Genomic DNA, 16,221 nt, shown 5'->3' with positions numbered 1-16,221 from the left:
TCGGGGTGGGTGGGGAACACGCCGACCGGCTTGCCCGACTGCACCAGCAGAGTCTGGTTGTCGTCCAGCCGCTTGAGGGTTTCCAGGATCCTGTCGTAGCTCTCCCAGTCGCGCGCGGCGCGGCCGATGCCGCCGTAGACCACCAGCGAGGCCGGGTCTTCGGCCACTTCGGCGTCGAGGTTGTTCTGCAGCATGCGGAACGGCGCTTCGGTCTGCCAGGACTTGCAGTTGAGTGTGGCGCCGCGCGGCGCGCGCGGGCTGCGGGAAGGGTCGTGGCGGGTCGTCATCAATCTCTCCGGGAAGCAAAGTTCAGGCAGGCGCGCAGCACCTGTTGCAGGGTGTCGCGCACCGCGGTGGCGCGGGCAGGGGCGTAGGGCGTGGGCCAGCTGTGTACTTCCACATCGCCCGGCGCCGGCTCGTGCATGTAGCCGCGGCAGGCCAGCTCCATCTGCAAGGTGTGCACGCCGGCGGGCACGTTGCTGTAGTGGCGGGTGATCCAGCCGCCCTTGAAGCGGCCGTTGCGCACATGGCCCAGGCCGCTCAGCGCGCACAGGTTCTCGACCACATCGGCCAGCGCGTTGTCGCAGGCCGTGTCCGGCTCGCCGGTGGGGCCGGCGGTGCCGAGGTTGAACTGCGGCAGCTGGCCGTCGAACAGGTGCGGGATGTTCGAGCGGATCGAGTGCGCGTCGTACACCACCACGGTGCCGTGGTCGGCGTGCAGGCGCGCGATCTCGGCTTCCAGCGCGGCGTGGTACGGCATGAAATATGTGTCGCGGCGACGGGCGATCTCGGCCGCGTCCGGTTCGCAGCCGTCGCGGTACAGCGGCTGGTTGTCGAAGGTGGTCAGCGGGCACAGGCCGGTGGTGTTCTGCCCCGGATACAGGCTCACCCCGGAGGGATCACGGTTGACGTCGATCACCGAGCGCGAGATGGCGGTGCGCACCGTGGTGGCGCCCAGCTCGCGGGCGAAGGCGTACAGCGTGTGCACCCACCAGTCGGCATCACGACGCGCGAGCCACGGCGAGACGAACTGCCCGGCCAGTTCGGCGGGCAGTCCGGTGCCGGTATGGGGGAAGCTGACGATCAGCGGCGCGGTGCCGCGATGGATCTGCAACCACGCCGGCGCGGCGCTCATGACACGGGCTCCACATGCGGCAGCACCGCGTCCAGGCCGTGGGCGAGGGCGCCGCTACGCACCAGTTCAGTGGCGGCGACCATATCCGGATGGAAATAGCGGTCGTCCTGCAGCGTCGGCACCTGTGCGCGCAGCGTGGCGCGCACGGCCTCCAGCGCCGGGCTGGAGGTCAGCGGGGCATGGAAGTCGCAGCCCTGCGCGGCGGCCAGCAGTTCGATGCCGACCACGTTGGCGGCGTTCTCGGCCATCGCCAGCAGGCGGCGCGCGCCATGTGCGGCCATCGAGACATGGTCTTCCTGGTTGGCCGAGGTCGGGATCGAATCGACGCTGGCCGGATAGGCTCGCTGCTTGTTCTCCGACACCAGCGCCGCGGCGGTGACCTGCGGAATCATGAAGCCGGAGTTGAGGCCGGGCTTGGGGGTGAGGAAGGCCGGCAGGCCGGACAGCGCCGGATCCACCAGCATCGCGGTGCGGCGCTCGCTGATCGAGCCGATCTCGCAGATCGCCATGGCCAGCATGTCGGCGGCGAAGGCCACCGGCTCGGCGTGGAAGTTGCCGCCGCTCAGCGCCTCGCCGGTGTCGGTGAACACCAGCGGGTTGTCGGACACGCCGTTGGCCTCGATCTCCAGCGTGGTCGCGGCCTGGCGCATCACGTCGAACGCGGCGCCCATGACCTGCGGCTGGCAGCGCAGGCAGTACGGATCCTGCACGCGCACATCGTTGTCGCGGTGGGATTCGCGGATGGCCGAGCCGCTCATCAGCTGGCGCAGGCTGGCGGCGGTGGCGATCTGCCCGCGCTGGCCACGGATGGCGTGGATGCGCGGATCGAACGGAGTGTCCGAGCCCTTGGCCGCTTCCACCGACAGCGCGCCGGTAACCAGCGCGGCCTGGAAGACGGTTTCGATCTCGAACAGGCCGGCCAGCGCGTAGGCGGTCGAATACTGGGTGCCGTTGAGCAGGGCCAGACCCTCCTTGGCGCCGAGCGTGAGCGCGGCCTGGCCGATGCGGGCCAGTGCTTCGGTGGCCGGCATCCGCACGCCATCGACGAAGGCCTCGCCCACGCCGATCATCACCGTGGCCAGATGCGACAGCGGGGCCAGGTCGCCGGAAGCGCCGACCGAGCCCTGGCATGGAATGACCGGAATGAAGTCGTGCTGCAGGAATGTTTCCAGCAGTGCCAGCGTTTTGGGCTGGATGCCCGAAGCGCCCTGGGCCAGGCTGGTGAGCTTGAGCGCCATCATCAGCCGCACCACGTTGGCCGGCATCGGCTCGCCCACACCGGCGGCATGGGACAGCACGATATTGCGCTGCAGGGTTTGTAGGTCCTCGCGCTCGATACGCACGCTGGCCAGCTTGCCGAAGCCGGTGTTGATGCCGTAGACCGGCGCGCCCTTGGCGACGATGGCCTCGACCACCTGCGCGCTGCGCAGCACCGCGGCCTGTGCGGCCGGGTCCAGCTGGACGCGCGCGCCTAGGTAGATCTGCCGCCACTGCGAAAGCGGCACGTGGCCGGGGCGAAGGGTCAGGGTCGTGCTCATGTGTTCTCCGGAGTCGTACTTATGCAGGCTGACCGCGCCAGACGCGCGCGTGCAGCGGATTGAAGCCGATGCGATAGACCAGATCGGCCGGCGCCTCGATGTCCCAGATCGCTAGATCGCAATCGAATCCGGCGGCCAGACGGCCAAGCCGGTCCTGGCGGCCGAGCGCGCGCGCCGCTTCGCGGGTGAAGCCGGCAATGCACTCGTCCACGGTCATGCGGAACAGCGTGGCGGCCATGTTCATGGCCAGCAGCGGACTGGTCAGCGGCGAGGTGCCGGGGTTGGAATCGGTGGCCAGTGCCATCGGCACGCCGGCGGCACGCAGTTTCTGGATCGGGGGCAGGGTGGTATCTCGGGTGAAATAGAACGCGCCGGGCAGCAGCACCGCCGTGGTGCCGGCCGCGCGCATGGCGGTGATGCCGGCCTCATCCAGGTGTTCGATATGGTCGGCCGACAGCGCACCAAAGCGGGCGGCCAGTTCGGCACCATGCTGGTTGCTCAACTGCTCGGCGTGGATCTTGATCGCCAGCCCGTGCCGCTGCGCGGCCTCGAACACCTGCTGCGCCTGGGCGGCGGAGAAGCCGATGTTCTCGCAGAACACATCGACCGCTTCGGCCAGCCCTTCGGCGGCGATGGCCGGGATCATCACCGCGCAGACTTCATTGATATAGGCCTGCGCCTCGTGGCCCGGTGGCACCGCGTGGGCGCCGAGGAAGGTGGGCACCACTTCGACCTTGCGCAGCTGGCCCAGTTGGCGCGCCACCCGCAGCTGGCGGGCTTCATCGTCCAGGGTGAGGCCATAGCCGGATTTGATCTCGAGGGTGGTGATGCCTTCGGCCAGCATCGCGTCCAGTCGCGGCAGGCTGGCGGCGATCAGCGCGGCCTCATCGGCGGCGCGGGTGGCGCGCACGGTGGAGACGATGCCGCCGCCGGCAAGGGCTATATCGGCATAGCTCACGCCCTGCAGCCGCTGCTCGAATTCACCGGCACGGTTGCCGGCGTAGACCAGATGGGTATGGCAGTCGATCAGGCCGGGGCTGATCCAGCGGCCCTGACAATCGATGCGCTCGGCGGCGTCGAATGCAGGCGCGGAGGCGGCAGGGCCGGCATGGACGATGCGGCCATCCAGTGCGGCCAGCACGCCGCCACGGACAAAGCCGAGCCCGCCGCTGGCATCGTCCAAGGTCATCAGGTGGGCGTTGTGCCAGAGCGTGTCGCAGCGCATGTGCAGCTTCCATCCTTATTTGTATATACAATAATTCCGGTCAACGGAGAGTGTCCAGTGATTGCGAGCGCCGCCCCCCAGAATGTCTGTTTCCATGCCGCGCAGGCCTTGCTGCCACAGGGCTGGGCGCGCGATGTGCGCATCGAATGCGCGCAGGGGCGGATCGCCGCAATTACCGCCGATACGCCGCGCCAGGACGGCGATCGGAACCTGTGGACGGTGCTGCCAGGGCTGGGCAACCTGCACAGCCATGCGTTCCAGCGGGCGATGGCCGGTCTGACCGAAGTGGGCGGGACCACCGGCGACAGCTTCTGGAGCTGGCGCGAGCTGATGTATCGCTTTCTGGACCGGCTGGATCCGGACAGTTTCCAGGCCATCGCCGAGCAGGCCTATATGGAAATGCTCGAAGCCGGCTTCACCCGTGTCGGCGAGTTCCACTATCTGCATCACGCCCAGGACGGCCGCCATTACGCCAACCCGGCCGAGATGGCGGTGCGACTGGCGGCAGCGGCCGACCGCACCGGAGTGGGCCTGACCCTGCTGCCGGTGTTCTATGCCCACGCTGATTTCGGCGGGGTGGCGCCGGTGCCGGGGCAGCGGCGTTTCCTGCACGACATCGACGGCTTTGCCCGCCTGCTGGAAGGCTGCGCACAGGCGCTGGCCGATCTGCCCGACGCGGTGCTCGGGCTGGCGCCGCACAGCCTGCGCGCGACCACCGAAACGGAGCTGCAGGCGCTGGCCGGCATGACGCGCGGGCCGATCCATATCCATATCGCCGAGCAGGTCCGCGAGGTCGAGGCCTGTCTGGCGTGGAGCGGGCAGCGGCCGGTGCAGTGGCTGTACGCGCACGCGGCGGTGGATGAACGCTGGTGCCTGGTCCACGCCACCCATGTCACCCCGGAGGAGGTGCGGCTGATGGCCGGCAGTGGCGCGGTGGTCGGCCTGTGCCCGATCACCGAGGCCAATCTGGGCGACGGACTGTTCCCGATGCGCGAGCACATCGCCGCCGGTGGCCGCTTCGGCGTCGGCTCCGATTCCAATGTGCTGATCGATGCGGCCGAGGAATTGCGCCTGCTCGAATACGGCCAGCGGTTGACCCTGCGCGGTCGCAACGTGCTTTCGCCGGCCAATCTTTCCACCGGTCGCTGGCTGTACCAGCAGGCCCTCGAGGGAGCGGGGCAGGCCCTGGGAGTGCGCGCCGGACTGGCGGTCGGTGCGCCGGCAGACCTGCTCGAACTGGATCCGGACCACGTCTCTCTGCATGGCCGCAGCGGCGACAGTCTGCTTGACAGCGCGTTGTTCGCCGCACGTAATGGCGCCGTTCGCGCGGTCTGGCGAAATGGCCGCGAGCTGGTCCGTGAGGGACGGCATCTCAATCGCGACGCGATCCAGACGCGCTACCGTGCCGCGCTGGACCGGATTCTGGCCTGACCCGCAACGCCCGGCCCGCCGATCTTTTCAGGAACCCCGAGTGAAGAGCAAAAAAGCTCCCACCCTCAATCACCGCATCCGCAGCGATATCGAAAGCCGCATCCTCAGTGGCGAGTGGGCCCCCGGTTTCCGCATCCCGTTCGAACACGAGCTGATGGAACAGTACGGCTGCTCGCGGATGACGGTGAACAAAGTGCTGACCACGCTGGCCGAAAGCGGCATGATCGAGCGCCGCCGGCGGGCCGGCTCGTTTGTCGCCCGGCAGCCACCGCACCTGGAGCAGGTGGCACTGGAAATTCCCGATATCGAAGTGGCAGTGACCGAACGGGGCCATGCCTACGGCTTCCAGCTGCTGGACCGGCAACTGCGCAGCGCCCACCGCGGCGTGCCCGAAGAAGTGCAGCTGGCCGCCGCCGGGCAGCTGCTGGCGATCCGTTGTCTGCACTTGGCCGACGGCAAGCCGCTGGCGCTGGAGCGCCGCCTGATCAATCCCGAAACGGTGCCGGAGACGCTGGGCGTGGATTTTTCCGAGCACGCCCCGGGCAGCTGGCTGCTGCAGAACGTTTCGTGGACACGCGGCGAGCATCGCATCAGCGCAGTCGCAGCGACCGCCGCCGAGGCCGCGTTGCTGCAGGTGCCGGCCGGGACCGCCTGCCTGGTGATCGACCGCCAGACCTGGCGCGGCGAACTGCAGATCACCTGGGTGCGGCAGATGTTCCTCGGCGATGCCTACGACCTGATCGCCCGCTTCGCACCCGGGGCGCGCTGAGTTCCCGCCGGGCGGATTGCCACAAGGAAAAAGGCGCCGTTTGGCGCCTTTTTCCTTGTGCACTCAGATGGTGCTGCACTGGCGCCAGCGCACGGGTTCATCGACACCCGGGCGCGGGTTGAGCTGGATGCGCACCGTGCGCAGCGCCGGGTAGCGCTCCACTTCGCGGCAGATCAGCGGCCATACGGTCTTGTCATCGGCCGAGCGCTCCACTGACAGGGTCAGGCGGGTCAGCCAGATGCCGCTGATGACCCCCGGCGTGCGCGCCAGCGCCTTGGAAACCGACTGCTGGTAGCGCAGCAGCGTTTCCGGATCGGGATCTTCAAGCAGGTCCTCGGCGGGCATGCCGGCGCTGGGCTCGGGGACGACGTCCGCGGCGGGCGTATCGGCGCGGGCGACGGTGGCCGCCGCCGGCGTGTTGCCGGCCGCGGCGATGACCGGTGCGGCCGGGGCAGGGCCGGCGTCGTTGTGAACAGTGTTGTAGCCCATGCCCGCCAGCAGGCCGAGGGTCAGCGCAGCCAGCGCGGCGATCCCGGTGTGGCGGATCGCCTCACGGCGGGCGATTCCGACCACACTCTGGAGCATCCCCTCGGGCACATAGGACTTGAGCATCTGCCACAGGTTGCGGTCATCGACCACTTCGATGGACTGCTCCGCGGCGGCGGCAAGGCCGTCGCGCTCCACATGGCCCTCGGTGATCAGCACGGCGCCACGGGCGCCGGTCAGGCGCAGCGCAGCGCCCAGTTCGTTGATCGCGCCGGCGCCGATACGGTAGGCGCGGCCATGCTTGCACGACACCAGCCAGCGTTCACCGTTGCGGGTCATCAGAAAGTCGCTGCTGGTGCCGGCGTCGCTGGCTTCTTCGGCAATCGCGTCCTGCATGCTGCGCTGCTCGGCCATCGCATCCCGCACGATCCGCGAGAACTCGCGCCAGCGCATGCCCGCCAATGCGGCCAGACCATGGTTTGCCTCGATCTTCCTGCGCCGGACCAGCCACAGATAGAGCACGGCCAGACCCCAGAGAACCAGTGCGAGTACCAGAGCCAGAATCCACGAGAACATCAACACACCCAGCGACGACACGGACAGAGCCGCAGTTTATAGATGTTTGTGGCCGTAATCGTGCGGCCGGACCGTGCCCGGCGTGGCGGTTCAGCCATGTGCGTCCTGACCGGGCCAGTAGTGGCTGTCAGGCACCGCGCGTGCGCCGAAGATGGCCTGGCCGACCCGCACCACGGTGGCGCCTTCCTCGATGGCGATCTCGAAATCCCCGGACATGCCCATCGACAGCCCGTCCAGCTCCACCCCGGCCGGCGCGGTCTGCCGCAGGCGGTCACGCAGTTCGCGCAGGCGGATGAAACAGGCGCGGACCTGCGCCGCCTCGGCCGAGAACATCGCCAGCGTCATCAGCCCGCGCACGCGCAGCGCACCGAACTGCGGCATCGCCTGCAGGAACCCGTCCACCTGCCCGGGTGGCAGGCCGTACTTGCTGTCCTCATCGGAGCTGTTGACCTGGATGAAGACATCCAGGCTGCGACCTTCCTGTTGCAGGCGACGGTCCAGCGTCTCGGCCAGGCGCAGGCTGTCCAGCGCCTGGAACTCGCTGGCGAACCGGGCCACCAGCTTGGCCTTGTTGGTCTGCAGGTGGCCGATCACCGACCAGCGCAGATCGGCTAGATCCTGCATCGCCTCCCATTTGTGATGGGCTTCCTGCACCTTGTTCTCGCCCAGGAAACGGCAACCGGCGGCATAGGCGCGGCGGATGTGGGCTTCATCGATGGTCTTGCTGACCGGCAGCAGGCGCACGCTTGCCACATCGCGTCCGGCACGCTCGCAGGCGGCGGCGATGCGCGACTGGACCGCGGCCAGGTTGTGGCGGAAATCCTCCACGGTTTCGGCGGTGCGGTAACGGCCATGCAGGTCGTGACGGGTAGGGGTGCTGGACGAGGGGTCCGGACCTGGGGTGTTCAATGGCGGCCTCCTGCTACGGCTGCGCGGCACGACGCCGAATGCAGCGGATCTGGGCGGCCCATTATCGCGGCAATCGCCGGAAAAGACCGGGCAGGAGCGACCTGCGCGAACGGCAGGCACAAAAAACCCGCCATCCGGAGCCGTGTGGGGAGGGAGACATACGGCGCGGTACTGCTGGCGGGTCGGGTTGATTCTTGCGCAGCTTTTGCTGCTTTGCAACATCAATGTGATTCAGGATCCGCTTCCGATCGCGAAGACTGGCTTTCGGCCCGCGTCAGCCGGCGGTTCAGTGCGTCCAGGCGGTCGTTGAGCGTCTCGATATCCGAACGGCTGGGAATATCCATGCGCCGCAGCACGCGCTGGACGCGGTCTTCGAAACTCCGCTCGACCCGGTCCCAGGTGCCGGCGGCGCGCTCGCGTGCCTGGTTCAGTGTGGTCTCGACGCTGTCACGCAGGGTTTCGCCACGGTCCGATTGCTGGCGCGACCGCTCCTCCATCGACTCGCCTTCCTTGACCAGTGAATCGAACAGGCTTTTGCCTTCATTCTGCGCGCGCGACAAGGCGCCCAGACCGGCCAGCCATATCTGCTGGGCCGATTCGGTAACGCGGCGGGTCAATCGTTCGGCAGGTTCGTGCTGCTCGGGGGTGTCATTTTCTTCAGGGCGAGGTTCGTAAACACTCACGGCATTGCTCCTCGGCAGGGAAACAGATCAGGTTCCTACCGTAGCGATGGCCGTGCGTGCATTGCGTGAGGGCGCCGGGTTCAGCCGAGTTTTTCCGCCAGCACCCGTTGGATCTCCGATTCCACCATGCCCTTCATGGCCGACAGCAGAAAGCCCAGCTCGGCTTTCACCCGCACCGCGCCCGGCAGCAGTTCGATGGCGCCATCAACCCCGGAGCGGACGAAATACAGGGTCTGGCCCTCCCAGCGGGCGGTCACTTCAAAACGCTCTTCCAGCTTCTGGGCGACTTCTGCGATGGCGGTGCGCGCGCCTTCGTCGGACAGGGAATGGGGGTGACGGATATCAATGGTGGACATGGAGAGGCTCCCGGCGGACCGGCGATAAAGACAAGGTGCGGCATTGTGCGGACTGTGGCGACGCAGTCCAAGTCCCGCGACCATCTTCTGCATGTCCGGGTGAACTGATAATCTGCGACAGTGCGCACACTGCAAGTCCACTTCAGCAACCGTCAGCAACCCGATCAGCCTCTGAAGCCGGGCGTGCAGCGTATCGTCCGGCACGCGACCGGCCAGGTCGGCCTCGGGGATGACCGTGTCGGCCCTCTGTTGCTCGCGCAGTTCTGCGTGGACCAGCGCGGGGTCTGGCTGCAGGTGGCCAGTGGCACCCGCGGCATCCATGTCAACGGCCGGCCGGTCCGGCGCATGGCGTTGCTGCGGGCCGGGGATGCGGTCTATGCCGACGGTGCCGAGATGCTGTTGCGCGGGGAATGCGAGCCGGTGACACACCCGCCCGCGCCACAGGCCGCCAGCGACGAGGACATGCGCGTGCTGCTGCGCGGTGTGGGCGGGCGCTATCACGGCCGCTGCTTCACGCTAGACCAGCCGCGCACGATCGGCAGCGATCCGCACAGCGATATCCTCATCGATGAGCCGGCTTTCGCCGATAGTCATGCGCGGCTGGAGCGCCACGGCGAGAAAGTGCTGTTGCGTGATCTGGGCTCGGCCGAGGGAACCCAGGTCAACGGGGTGACTGTGCGGCATTGCTGGCTGCAGGCCGGCGATCAGCTGGTGTTCGAAGGCAACCACCGGTTTGTGCTTGAAGTGCCGTTGAACCCGCGCATTCCGGCAAGCCACTTTCCGCAAAGCGAGGAGCGCGAGACGGCCGAGCCGGCTGATGCGTCGATGCCGGAGCGGCGCCCGCGGCGCTGGCCGTGGCTGCTGCTCAGTGCGCTGTTGCTGGGTGCCGCGATCAGCGCGCTGCTGCTGTTCGGCGCCCGCTGATTAGGCGGGCTGGCGGTGCGTGAGCTGCATCGCCGGGGCGATCCGGATCGCCGCTGCAGATGCATGCAAATGCAACTTTTTTAGCGTCCCCCAAGCCTGCTGCGCTGCGGCATACTAGGTCTTCAGCCCAGCAGGTGTGATATGACGCGCGCATTCAATTTCAGTGCCGGCCCCGCGACGTTGCCCGAAACGGTTCTGCGCCAGGCGCAGGCGGAAATGTTGGAATGGAACGGCGTGGGCGCGTCCATTGTCGAGATCAGTCACCGCAGCGCCGATTTCATGGCCGTCGCGGCCCAGGCAGATGCCGACCTGCGCACGCTGATCGGCATTCCCGATGACTATGCCGTGCTGTTTCTGGGCGGCGGCGCCACCACCCAGCAGGCGTTGCTGCCGTTGAATTTCGCCGCGCCCGGCCAGCGCGTGGACTATGTGCTTACCGGCCACTGGGGCAAGACCGCGGTGAAGCAGGCCCGGCCCTACGTGGATGTGCACATCGCCGCCAGCAGTGAGGCCGGCGGCTTCCGTGACATTCCGGCGCCGGCGCAGTGGCAGCTGTCCAACGATGCGGCCTACGTGCACATCACCGCCAATGAAACCATCCACGGCGTCGAATTCCGCGACGTCCCGGACGTGGGCGGGGTGCCGCTGATCGCCGATTTCAGTTCCTCGATCGCCTCCGAGCCGATCGACGTGTCGCGTTACGGGGTGATCTATGCCGGTGCGCAGAAGAACCTGGGGCCGGTCGGGATCACGGTGGTCATCATCCGTCGCGACCTGCTCGAGCGCGCCGGCCAGCCGCGCGCGGACATCTTCGACTACCGCTCGCACGTGGCCCGCGACTCGATGCTCAACACGCCGCCGACCTGGAACTGGTACCTGGCGGGGCTGATGTTCAAGTGGATGCTGGCGCAGGGCGGGGTGGAGGCGTTCGCCCGCCTCAGCCAGGCCAAATCGGCGCTCGTGTACGAGGCGATCGACAACTCCGGCGGCTTCTACCGCAACGACGTCGCCGCGGCCGTGCGCTCGCGGATGAACATCCCGTTCTTCCTGCCCGATGACGAACTCAATGCGCGTTTCGTCAGCGAGTCCAAGCGCGCCGGATTGCTCGCGCTGAAAGGTCACAACGCGGTCGGCGGCATCCGCGCCTCGCTGTACAACGCCATGCCGCTGGAAGGCGCACAGGCGCTGGCGGCGTTCATGCGCGACTTCCAGCGGCGCAACGGCTGATTTTTCCCATTCCGCCGGGCGCACAGGCGCCGGCTCGTAACAGACGGTGATTCCATGGCTTCAAAGCCCCGTAAACCGGCAGCAGACGCTGCACCGCGCAGCACCAAGGCCAAGAAAGCTGTTGTCAGCAAGAAGCCCAAAGCACTGAAGAAGGACACGCAGCCGGCCATCGCCGCACCGGTACTGTCGGATGTGCGCGCCAAGATCGACCACATTGACCGCAGCATCCAGGCGCTGATCGCCGAGCGTGCACAGTTCGCCCACCAGGTCGGCAAGGCCAAGGGCAAGCTGGCCGCGGCCGTGGACTACTACCGGCCCGAGCGCGAGGCGCAGGTGCTGCGCATGGTGGTGGACCGCAACGAAGGCCCGCTCAGCGACGAGGTGCTGGTGCATGTCTATCGCGAGATCATGTCGGCCTGCCTTGCCCAGCAGGAGCCGCTGAAGGTCGGTTACCTCGGGCCGGAAGGCACGTTCACCCAGCAGGCGATGCTCAAGCATTTCGGCCGCTCGGCCCTGGGCCTGCCGTTGTCGAGCATCGAGGAGGTGTTCCAGGAAGTGGAAGCCGGCAATGCCGACTTTGGCGTGGTGCCGGTGGAGAATTCCGGGCAGGGCACGATCCAGATCACCCTGGACATGTTCCTGACTTCCAACCTGAAGATCTGTGGCGAGGTCGAGCTGCGCGTGCAGCAGTACCTGATGTCGCGCACGGGCCGGCTGGAGGACATCGAGCGCATCTATGCCCACCCGCAGGCGTTCATGCAGACCTCGTCGTGGTTGCGCGCCAATCTGCCGAAGGTGGAAAAGCTGCCGGTGTCGAGCAACGCCGAGGGCGCGCGCCGTGCGCGCAACGCCGATGACGCCGCGGCAATCGGTGGCGAGAGCGCCATCCATGCCTATGGACTGAAGAAGGTCGTCACCAAACCGATCCAGAACGATGCCGACAACACCACCCGGTTCCTGGTGATCGGCCGCCAGATCTTCCCGTCCTCCGGCCACGACCGTACCTCGGTGCTGGTCTACATCCACGACAAGCCCGGCGCGCTGTTCGATGTGCTCAGCCCGTTCGCCCGCCACGGCATCAGCATGAACCGCATCGAATCGCGGCCCTCGCATCAGGCCAAGTGGGAGTACGGCTTCTTCATCGACCTGGCCGGCCATGTCGAGGATCCGGCGATGCAGGCCGCGCTGGCGGAGCTGCAGACCCATTCGGCGCAGATCAAGGTGCTCGGCTCCTATCCGGTGGCCGTGCCCTGACCGATGCCATCGGTGGCGCCCTGCTGGCGGCAGCTCCGCCGGCAGCTATGCCGCCCTCCCTTTCGTTCTGATGGCCGGGAATTCCGGCTTTGATTGGCCCGCGCACTGGCGCGGGCGGCTACCACAGGAAGCAGCATGACCGATTCTCTGTACTGGATTGCACGCAAAGGCTCGGCCCTGCAGGGCACGCTGGATATTCCCGGCGACAAGTCGGTCTCGCACCGGGCGGTGATGTTTGCCGCATTGGCGGACGGTGTCTCGCATATCGATGGCTTTCTCGAAGGCGAGGACACCCGCGCCACCGCCTCGATCTTTGCGCAGATGGGGGTGCGTTTTGAAACCCCGTCGCCCTCGCAGCGCATCGTGCATGGCGTGGGCGTGGATGGCCTGAAGGCGCCCCGGGGTGAGCTGGATTGCGGCAACGCCGGCACCGGCATGCGCCTGCTGGCGGGTCTGCTGGCCGGGCAGCCGTTTGACTCCACGCTGGTGGGCGATGCGTCGCTGTCCAAGCGGCCGATGCGTCGGGTGACCGGGCCGCTGGCACAGATGGGCGCACGTATCGACACGCAGGCCGATGGCACGCCGCCGCTGCACATCCATGGCGGGCAGACCCTGCACGGCATCGACTACGAGCTGCCTGTGGCCAGCGCCCAGGTGAAGTCGGCGGTGCTACTTGCCGGCCTGTATGCGCAGGGCGAGACCTCGGTGGTCGAGCCGCATCCCACCCGCGACTACACCGAGCGCATGCTGCGCGCGTTCGGCGTCGAGATCGCGTTCTCCCCGGGCAGGGCGCGCCTGCGCGGCGGTCAGCGGTTGCGCGCGACCGATATCGCGGTCCCGGCGGACTTCTCCTCCTCGGCGTTCTTCATCGTCGCCGCCAGCATCATTCCGGGCTCCCAGGTGCGGCTGCGCTCGGTCGGACTCAATCCGCGCCGTACCGGTCTGCTGACAGCGTTGCGCCTGATGGGCGCGGACATCACCGAGGAGAACCATGCCGAGCATGGCGGCGAGCCGGTGGCGGATCTGGTGGTGCGTTACGCGCCGCTGCAGGGCGCGGAGATTCCCGAGTCGGTGGTGCCGGACATGATCGACGAGTTCCCTGCGCTGTTTGTCGCCGCAGCGGCGGCCTCCGGCCAGACCGTGGTGCGCGGCGCCGCCGAGCTGCGGGTCAAGGAATCGGATCGTCTGGCGGCGATGGCCACCGGCCTGCGCTCACTGGGCCTGCGCGTGGATGAAACCGAGGATGGCGCCACGATCCACGGTGGCCCGTTGGGCAGCGGCACGATCGAAAGCCACGGCGATCACCGCATCTCGATGGCCTTTGCCATTGCCGGCCAGCTCAGTACCGGGGAGGTCCGGATCAACGATGTAGCCAACGTGGCGACCTCTTTCCCGGGTTTTGACGAGCTTGCCAGCGGTGCCGGCTTCGGGCTGAGCGTTCTGTCCTGAGGTCATCTGGAATCCAGGCCGCACTGGCAACGGTGCGGCTTGGGCACAAGCAGGATCCGGGCGGCATCGGCCAGAGCGCGCGGCTTACTGCGCGGGCTTGAAATCGAAGGGAATCTCCAGGGTTCCCTGCATCGGCTGCCCGTTGCTCTGCGCCGGCTGGAAACGCCAGTTGCGCACGGCGTCCAAGGCGGCGCGATCCAGATCACGCGAGCCGCTGCGCTGGATGATCTTCACATCCAGCGGCACACCGCGCGTATCGACCACCGCCTGCACCACGACCGTCCCGCTGTCGCCGCGACGCAGCGCTGCGGGCGGGTAGGTCGGGGCTGGACTCTGATCCGGCAGCGGCACGGGCCGGTCGGTCGGCGTGTCCGCAACTGGGGCAGGGGCCGTCTGGGCCGGTGGCGGAGCCGGTTCGGCTTCGACGATGGGTTGCGGTGACGGGGGCGGTGCGGTTTCCACCAGCTGCGGCGCTTCTCCGGCCGCCTCCGGACGCGATTCGGGCATGTCGCTGGCGCCGGCACCGGCAGGAAGTGGCGCGGGCAGCGGAGCGGGCTCGGCAACCTCCGTTTGCGGCTGGGCGGGGCCTGCACGGTAGAAATCATTGTTCCTGCGTGCGTTGAGCCAGACCACGAAAAACAGCAGGAGGCCTGCGCAAAAAGCGATGCCGGCGATTTTCAGGCTGCTGCGCGGCAGCTGGAAGGTGACATTCTGCCCGGAGCGGGAACTGTGTGCTGACATGGACTGGGCCCGTTTCAAGTGGCCGATTCTTGCACAGGAACAATGAATCGCGCGGCAGAGAATGGCGGTTCGGGCGATAATCGCACTCCACACCCGTACACAGTGCCGCCTCCATGCTTGATCCCGCCCTTCTTCGCCAGCAGCCCGCCGAACTTGCCGAACGCCTGCGTGTCACACGCGGCTACGATCTGGATGTGGCGGCGTTTGAAGCCCTCGAGGCTGATCGCAAGCGTATCCAGGTGCGCACCCAGGAACTGCAGAGCCTGCGCAACAGCCGCTCCAAGGCGATCGGCCATGCCAAGGCCAAGGGGGAAGACGTCTCGGCGATCATGGCCGAGGTGGCGGCGTTTGCCGATGAGCTGAAGGCTTCGGAAATCCAGCTGGACGAGCTGCGCGAGAAGATCGAAGCACTGTCGCTGGGCATTCCCAATGTGCCGGCCGACGACGTACCGCTGGGCAAGGATGAAAGCGAGAACGTGGAGCAGCTGCGCTGGGGCACGCCGCGCGCGTTCGACTTCCCGGTGCTGGACCATGTCGAGCTTGGCGCGCGCAACCACGGGCTGGACGCGGAAACCGCTGCCAAGCTCTCCGGAGCGCGCTTCACCGTGCTGCGTGGCCAGGTCGCGCGCCTGCACCGTGCACTGGGGCAGTTCATGCTGGATCTGCACGTCAATGCCCACGGCTACGAGGAAACCAACGTTCCGGTGCTGGTCAATGCCGATTCGCTGCGCGGTACCGGCCAGCTGCCCAAGTTCGAGGAGGATCTGTTCAAGACCACGCTGGGCGAATCCACCCGCTATCTGATTCCGACCTCCGAAGTGCCGCTGAGCAACATCGTCCGCGACGAGATCGTCGATGGCGAGCGCCTGCCACTGCGCATGACCGCCCATTCGATGTGCTTCCGTTCCGAGGCCGGCAGCGGCGGTCGCGACGTGCGCGGCATGATCCGCCAGCACCAGTTCGAGAAGGTCGAACTGGTCAGCATCTGCAAACCCGAAGACAGCGAGGCCGAACACCAGCGCATGACCGGGTGCGCCGAAGCCGTGCTGCAGCAGCTGGGCCTGCCGTACCGCAAGGTGCTGCTGTGCACCGGCGACATGGGTTTCTCGGCGATCAAGACCTATGACCTGGAAGTCTGGCTGCCGTCGCAGCAGACCTATCGCGAGATTTCCTCGTGCTCCAACTGCGGTGATTTCCAGGCCCGCCGCATGCAGGCACGCTGGCGCAATGCCGCCGGCAAGCCGGAGCTGGCACACACCCTGAACGGCTCGGGTGTGGCGGTGGGGCGGGCGATGATCGCGGTGATGGAGAACTACCAGAACGCGGACGGCTCCATCACGGTCCCGGACGTGCTGCGTCCGTACATGGGCGGAATCGAGCGCATCGGCTGAGCCCGGCGTATTGGCCCGAATTAACAAAAAGCCCGCCGTGATGCGGGTTTTTTTGTGACCGTCAGCTTCGGGCTCGGGACCGCCCGCTGGAGGGGGGCGATCAATTCACCGGATACAGGACCGTTTG

At 67.3% G+C, this 16,221-nt stretch carries 15 protein-coding genes and 1 pseudogene; 7 read left to right on the top strand and 9 right to left on the bottom strand.

Features of this window, described 5'->3' with window-relative positions; genetic code table 11:
- From ARC78_RS12605 to hutI, 4 genes and pseudogenes are all read right to left on the bottom strand, one after another.
- Positions 1–287 (bottom strand): annotated as a pseudogene (locus ARC78_RS12605) (urocanate hydratase); the annotation flags it as partial.
- On the bottom strand, positions 287–1,135 hold the full coding sequence (gene hutG, locus ARC78_RS12600) for an N-formylglutamate deformylase (protein WP_057506415.1): 849 nt from the start codon (positions 1,133–1,135) through the stop codon (positions 287–289). The pseudogene ARC78_RS12605 and the gene hutG, both read right to left, overlap by 1 nt.
- A complete protein-coding gene (gene hutH / locus ARC78_RS12595; protein WP_054657043.1) occupies positions 1,132–2,673 on the bottom strand; it encodes a histidine ammonia-lyase in 1,542 nt (513 codons plus the stop codon). Before hutH ends, hutG begins: the two co-directional genes overlap by 4 nt.
- A gap of 19 nt (positions 2,674–2,692) precedes the next feature.
- Positions 2,693–3,898, bottom strand: a complete 1,206-nt coding sequence (gene hutI / locus ARC78_RS12590) for an imidazolonepropionase (RefSeq protein ID WP_057506414.1) — start codon at positions 3,896–3,898, stop codon at positions 2,693–2,695.
- 60 nt (positions 3,899–3,958) lie between these two features.
- Here hutI and ARC78_RS12585 point away from each other — a divergent pair, with 60 nt between their 5' ends.
- A complete protein-coding gene (locus ARC78_RS12585) occupies positions 3,959–5,329 on the top strand; it encodes a formimidoylglutamate deiminase (protein ID WP_057506419.1) in 1,371 nt (456 codons plus the stop codon).
- Between the two features lie 40 nt (positions 5,330–5,369).
- On the top strand, positions 5,370–6,098 hold the full coding sequence (hutC, locus tag ARC78_RS12580) for a histidine utilization transcriptional repressor HutC (RefSeq protein ID WP_054660247.1): 729 nt from the start codon (positions 5,370–5,372) through the stop codon (positions 6,096–6,098).
- Between the two features lie 63 nt (positions 6,099–6,161).
- Here hutC and ARC78_RS12575 read toward each other — a convergent pair whose 3' ends face one another.
- The 4 genes from ARC78_RS12575 to ARC78_RS12560 all read right to left on the bottom strand — a co-directional run bounded on the left by ARC78_RS12575 (position 6,162) and on the right by ARC78_RS12560 (position 9,108).
- The gene (locus ARC78_RS12575; protein ID WP_241772740.1) at positions 6,162–7,166 is read right to left on the bottom strand and encodes a restriction endonuclease; all 1,005 of its coding nucleotides are present in this window, start codon (positions 7,164–7,166) and stop codon (positions 6,162–6,164) included.
- An 84-nt stretch (positions 7,167–7,250) separates the two neighbouring features.
- Positions 7,251–8,018 carry a YggS family pyridoxal phosphate-dependent enzyme gene (locus ARC78_RS12570; RefSeq protein WP_241772739.1) on the bottom strand — a complete coding sequence of 256 codons (768 nt, stop codon included), beginning with the start codon at positions 8,016–8,018 and terminating at the stop codon, positions 7,251–7,253.
- A 272-nt stretch (positions 8,019–8,290) separates the two neighbouring features.
- Positions 8,291–8,752: a phasin family protein gene (locus ARC78_RS12565; protein WP_057506413.1), complete on the bottom strand. Its 462-nt coding sequence runs from the start codon at positions 8,750–8,752 to the stop codon at positions 8,291–8,293.
- Between the two features lie 80 nt (positions 8,753–8,832).
- Positions 8,833–9,108, bottom strand: a complete 276-nt coding sequence (locus ARC78_RS12560) for a polyhydroxyalkanoic acid system family protein (protein WP_054658898.1) — start codon at positions 9,106–9,108, stop codon at positions 8,833–8,835.
- Between the two features lie 120 nt (positions 9,109–9,228).
- Here ARC78_RS12560 and ARC78_RS12555 point away from each other — a divergent pair, with 120 nt between their 5' ends.
- The 4 genes from ARC78_RS12555 (at position 9,229) to aroA (ending at position 13,962) form a co-directional block, all read left to right on the top strand.
- Positions 9,229–10,032 carry an FHA domain-containing protein gene (locus tag ARC78_RS12555; RefSeq protein ID WP_057506412.1) on the top strand — a complete coding sequence of 268 codons (804 nt, stop codon included), beginning with the start codon at positions 9,229–9,231 and terminating at the stop codon, positions 10,030–10,032.
- Between the two features lie 141 nt (positions 10,033–10,173).
- Positions 10,174–11,259: a 3-phosphoserine/phosphohydroxythreonine transaminase gene (gene serC / locus ARC78_RS12550; protein WP_054658899.1), complete on the top strand. Its 1,086-nt coding sequence runs from the start codon at positions 10,174–10,176 to the stop codon at positions 11,257–11,259.
- A gap of 54 nt (positions 11,260–11,313) precedes the next feature.
- Positions 11,314–12,513, top strand: a complete 1,200-nt coding sequence (gene pheA / locus ARC78_RS12545; RefSeq protein WP_054658900.1) for a prephenate dehydratase — start codon at positions 11,314–11,316, stop codon at positions 12,511–12,513.
- Positions 12,514–12,648: 135 nt separating this feature from the next.
- Entirely contained in the window at positions 12,649–13,962 is a 1,314-nt protein-coding gene (gene aroA / locus ARC78_RS12540) for a 3-phosphoshikimate 1-carboxyvinyltransferase (RefSeq protein ID WP_057506411.1), read from the top strand.
- A gap of 84 nt (positions 13,963–14,046) precedes the next feature.
- Here aroA and ARC78_RS12535 read toward each other — a convergent pair whose 3' ends face one another.
- Positions 14,047–14,703: an energy transducer TonB gene (locus ARC78_RS12535; RefSeq protein ID WP_057506410.1), complete on the bottom strand. Its 657-nt coding sequence runs from the start codon at positions 14,701–14,703 to the stop codon at positions 14,047–14,049.
- Between the two features lie 113 nt (positions 14,704–14,816).
- Between ARC78_RS12535 and serS the strand changes: the two genes are divergently transcribed.
- Complete coding sequence (gene serS, locus ARC78_RS12530) at positions 14,817–16,094, top strand: serine--tRNA ligase (RefSeq protein ID WP_054657625.1); 1,278 nt, start codon at positions 14,817–14,819, stop codon at positions 16,092–16,094.
- Positions 16,095–16,221 lie beyond the last annotated feature (127 nt).

The organism is Stenotrophomonas pictorum JCM 9942, assembly GCF_001431585.1.
Classification (GTDB): domain Bacteria; phylum Pseudomonadota; class Gammaproteobacteria; order Xanthomonadales; family Xanthomonadaceae; genus Stenotrophomonas; species Stenotrophomonas pictorum.
This window is presented reverse-complemented; position numbering and strand designations above follow the sequence as displayed.

Excerpts from the sequence above, each read along its gene's own strand:
- hutH (WP_054657043.1), bottom strand. The coding sequence starts at position 2,673 with ATGAGCACGACCCTGACCCTTCGCCCCGGCCACGTGCCGCTTTCGCAG.
- hutG (WP_057506415.1), bottom strand. The coding sequence starts at position 1,135 with ATGAGCGCCGCGCCGGCGTGGTTGCAGATCCATCGCGGCACCGCGCCG.
- hutI (WP_057506414.1), bottom strand. The coding sequence starts at position 3,898 with ATGCGCTGCGACACGCTCTGGCACAACGCCCACCTGATGACCTTGGAC.
- serS (WP_054657625.1), top strand. The coding sequence starts at position 14,817 with ATGCTTGATCCCGCCCTTCTTCGCCAGCAGCCCGCCGAACTTGCCGAA.
- aroA (WP_057506411.1), top strand. The coding sequence starts at position 12,649 with ATGACCGATTCTCTGTACTGGATTGCACGCAAAGGCTCGGCCCTGCAG.
- serC (WP_054658899.1), top strand. The coding sequence starts at position 10,174 with ATGACGCGCGCATTCAATTTCAGTGCCGGCCCCGCGACGTTGCCCGAA.
- ARC78_RS12560 (WP_054658898.1), bottom strand. The coding sequence starts at position 9,108 with ATGTCCACCATTGATATCCGTCACCCCCATTCCCTGTCCGACGAAGGC.
- ARC78_RS12535 (WP_057506410.1), bottom strand. The coding sequence starts at position 14,703 with ATGTCAGCACACAGTTCCCGCTCCGGGCAGAATGTCACCTTCCAGCTG.
- pheA (WP_054658900.1), top strand. The coding sequence starts at position 11,314 with ATGGCTTCAAAGCCCCGTAAACCGGCAGCAGACGCTGCACCGCGCAGC.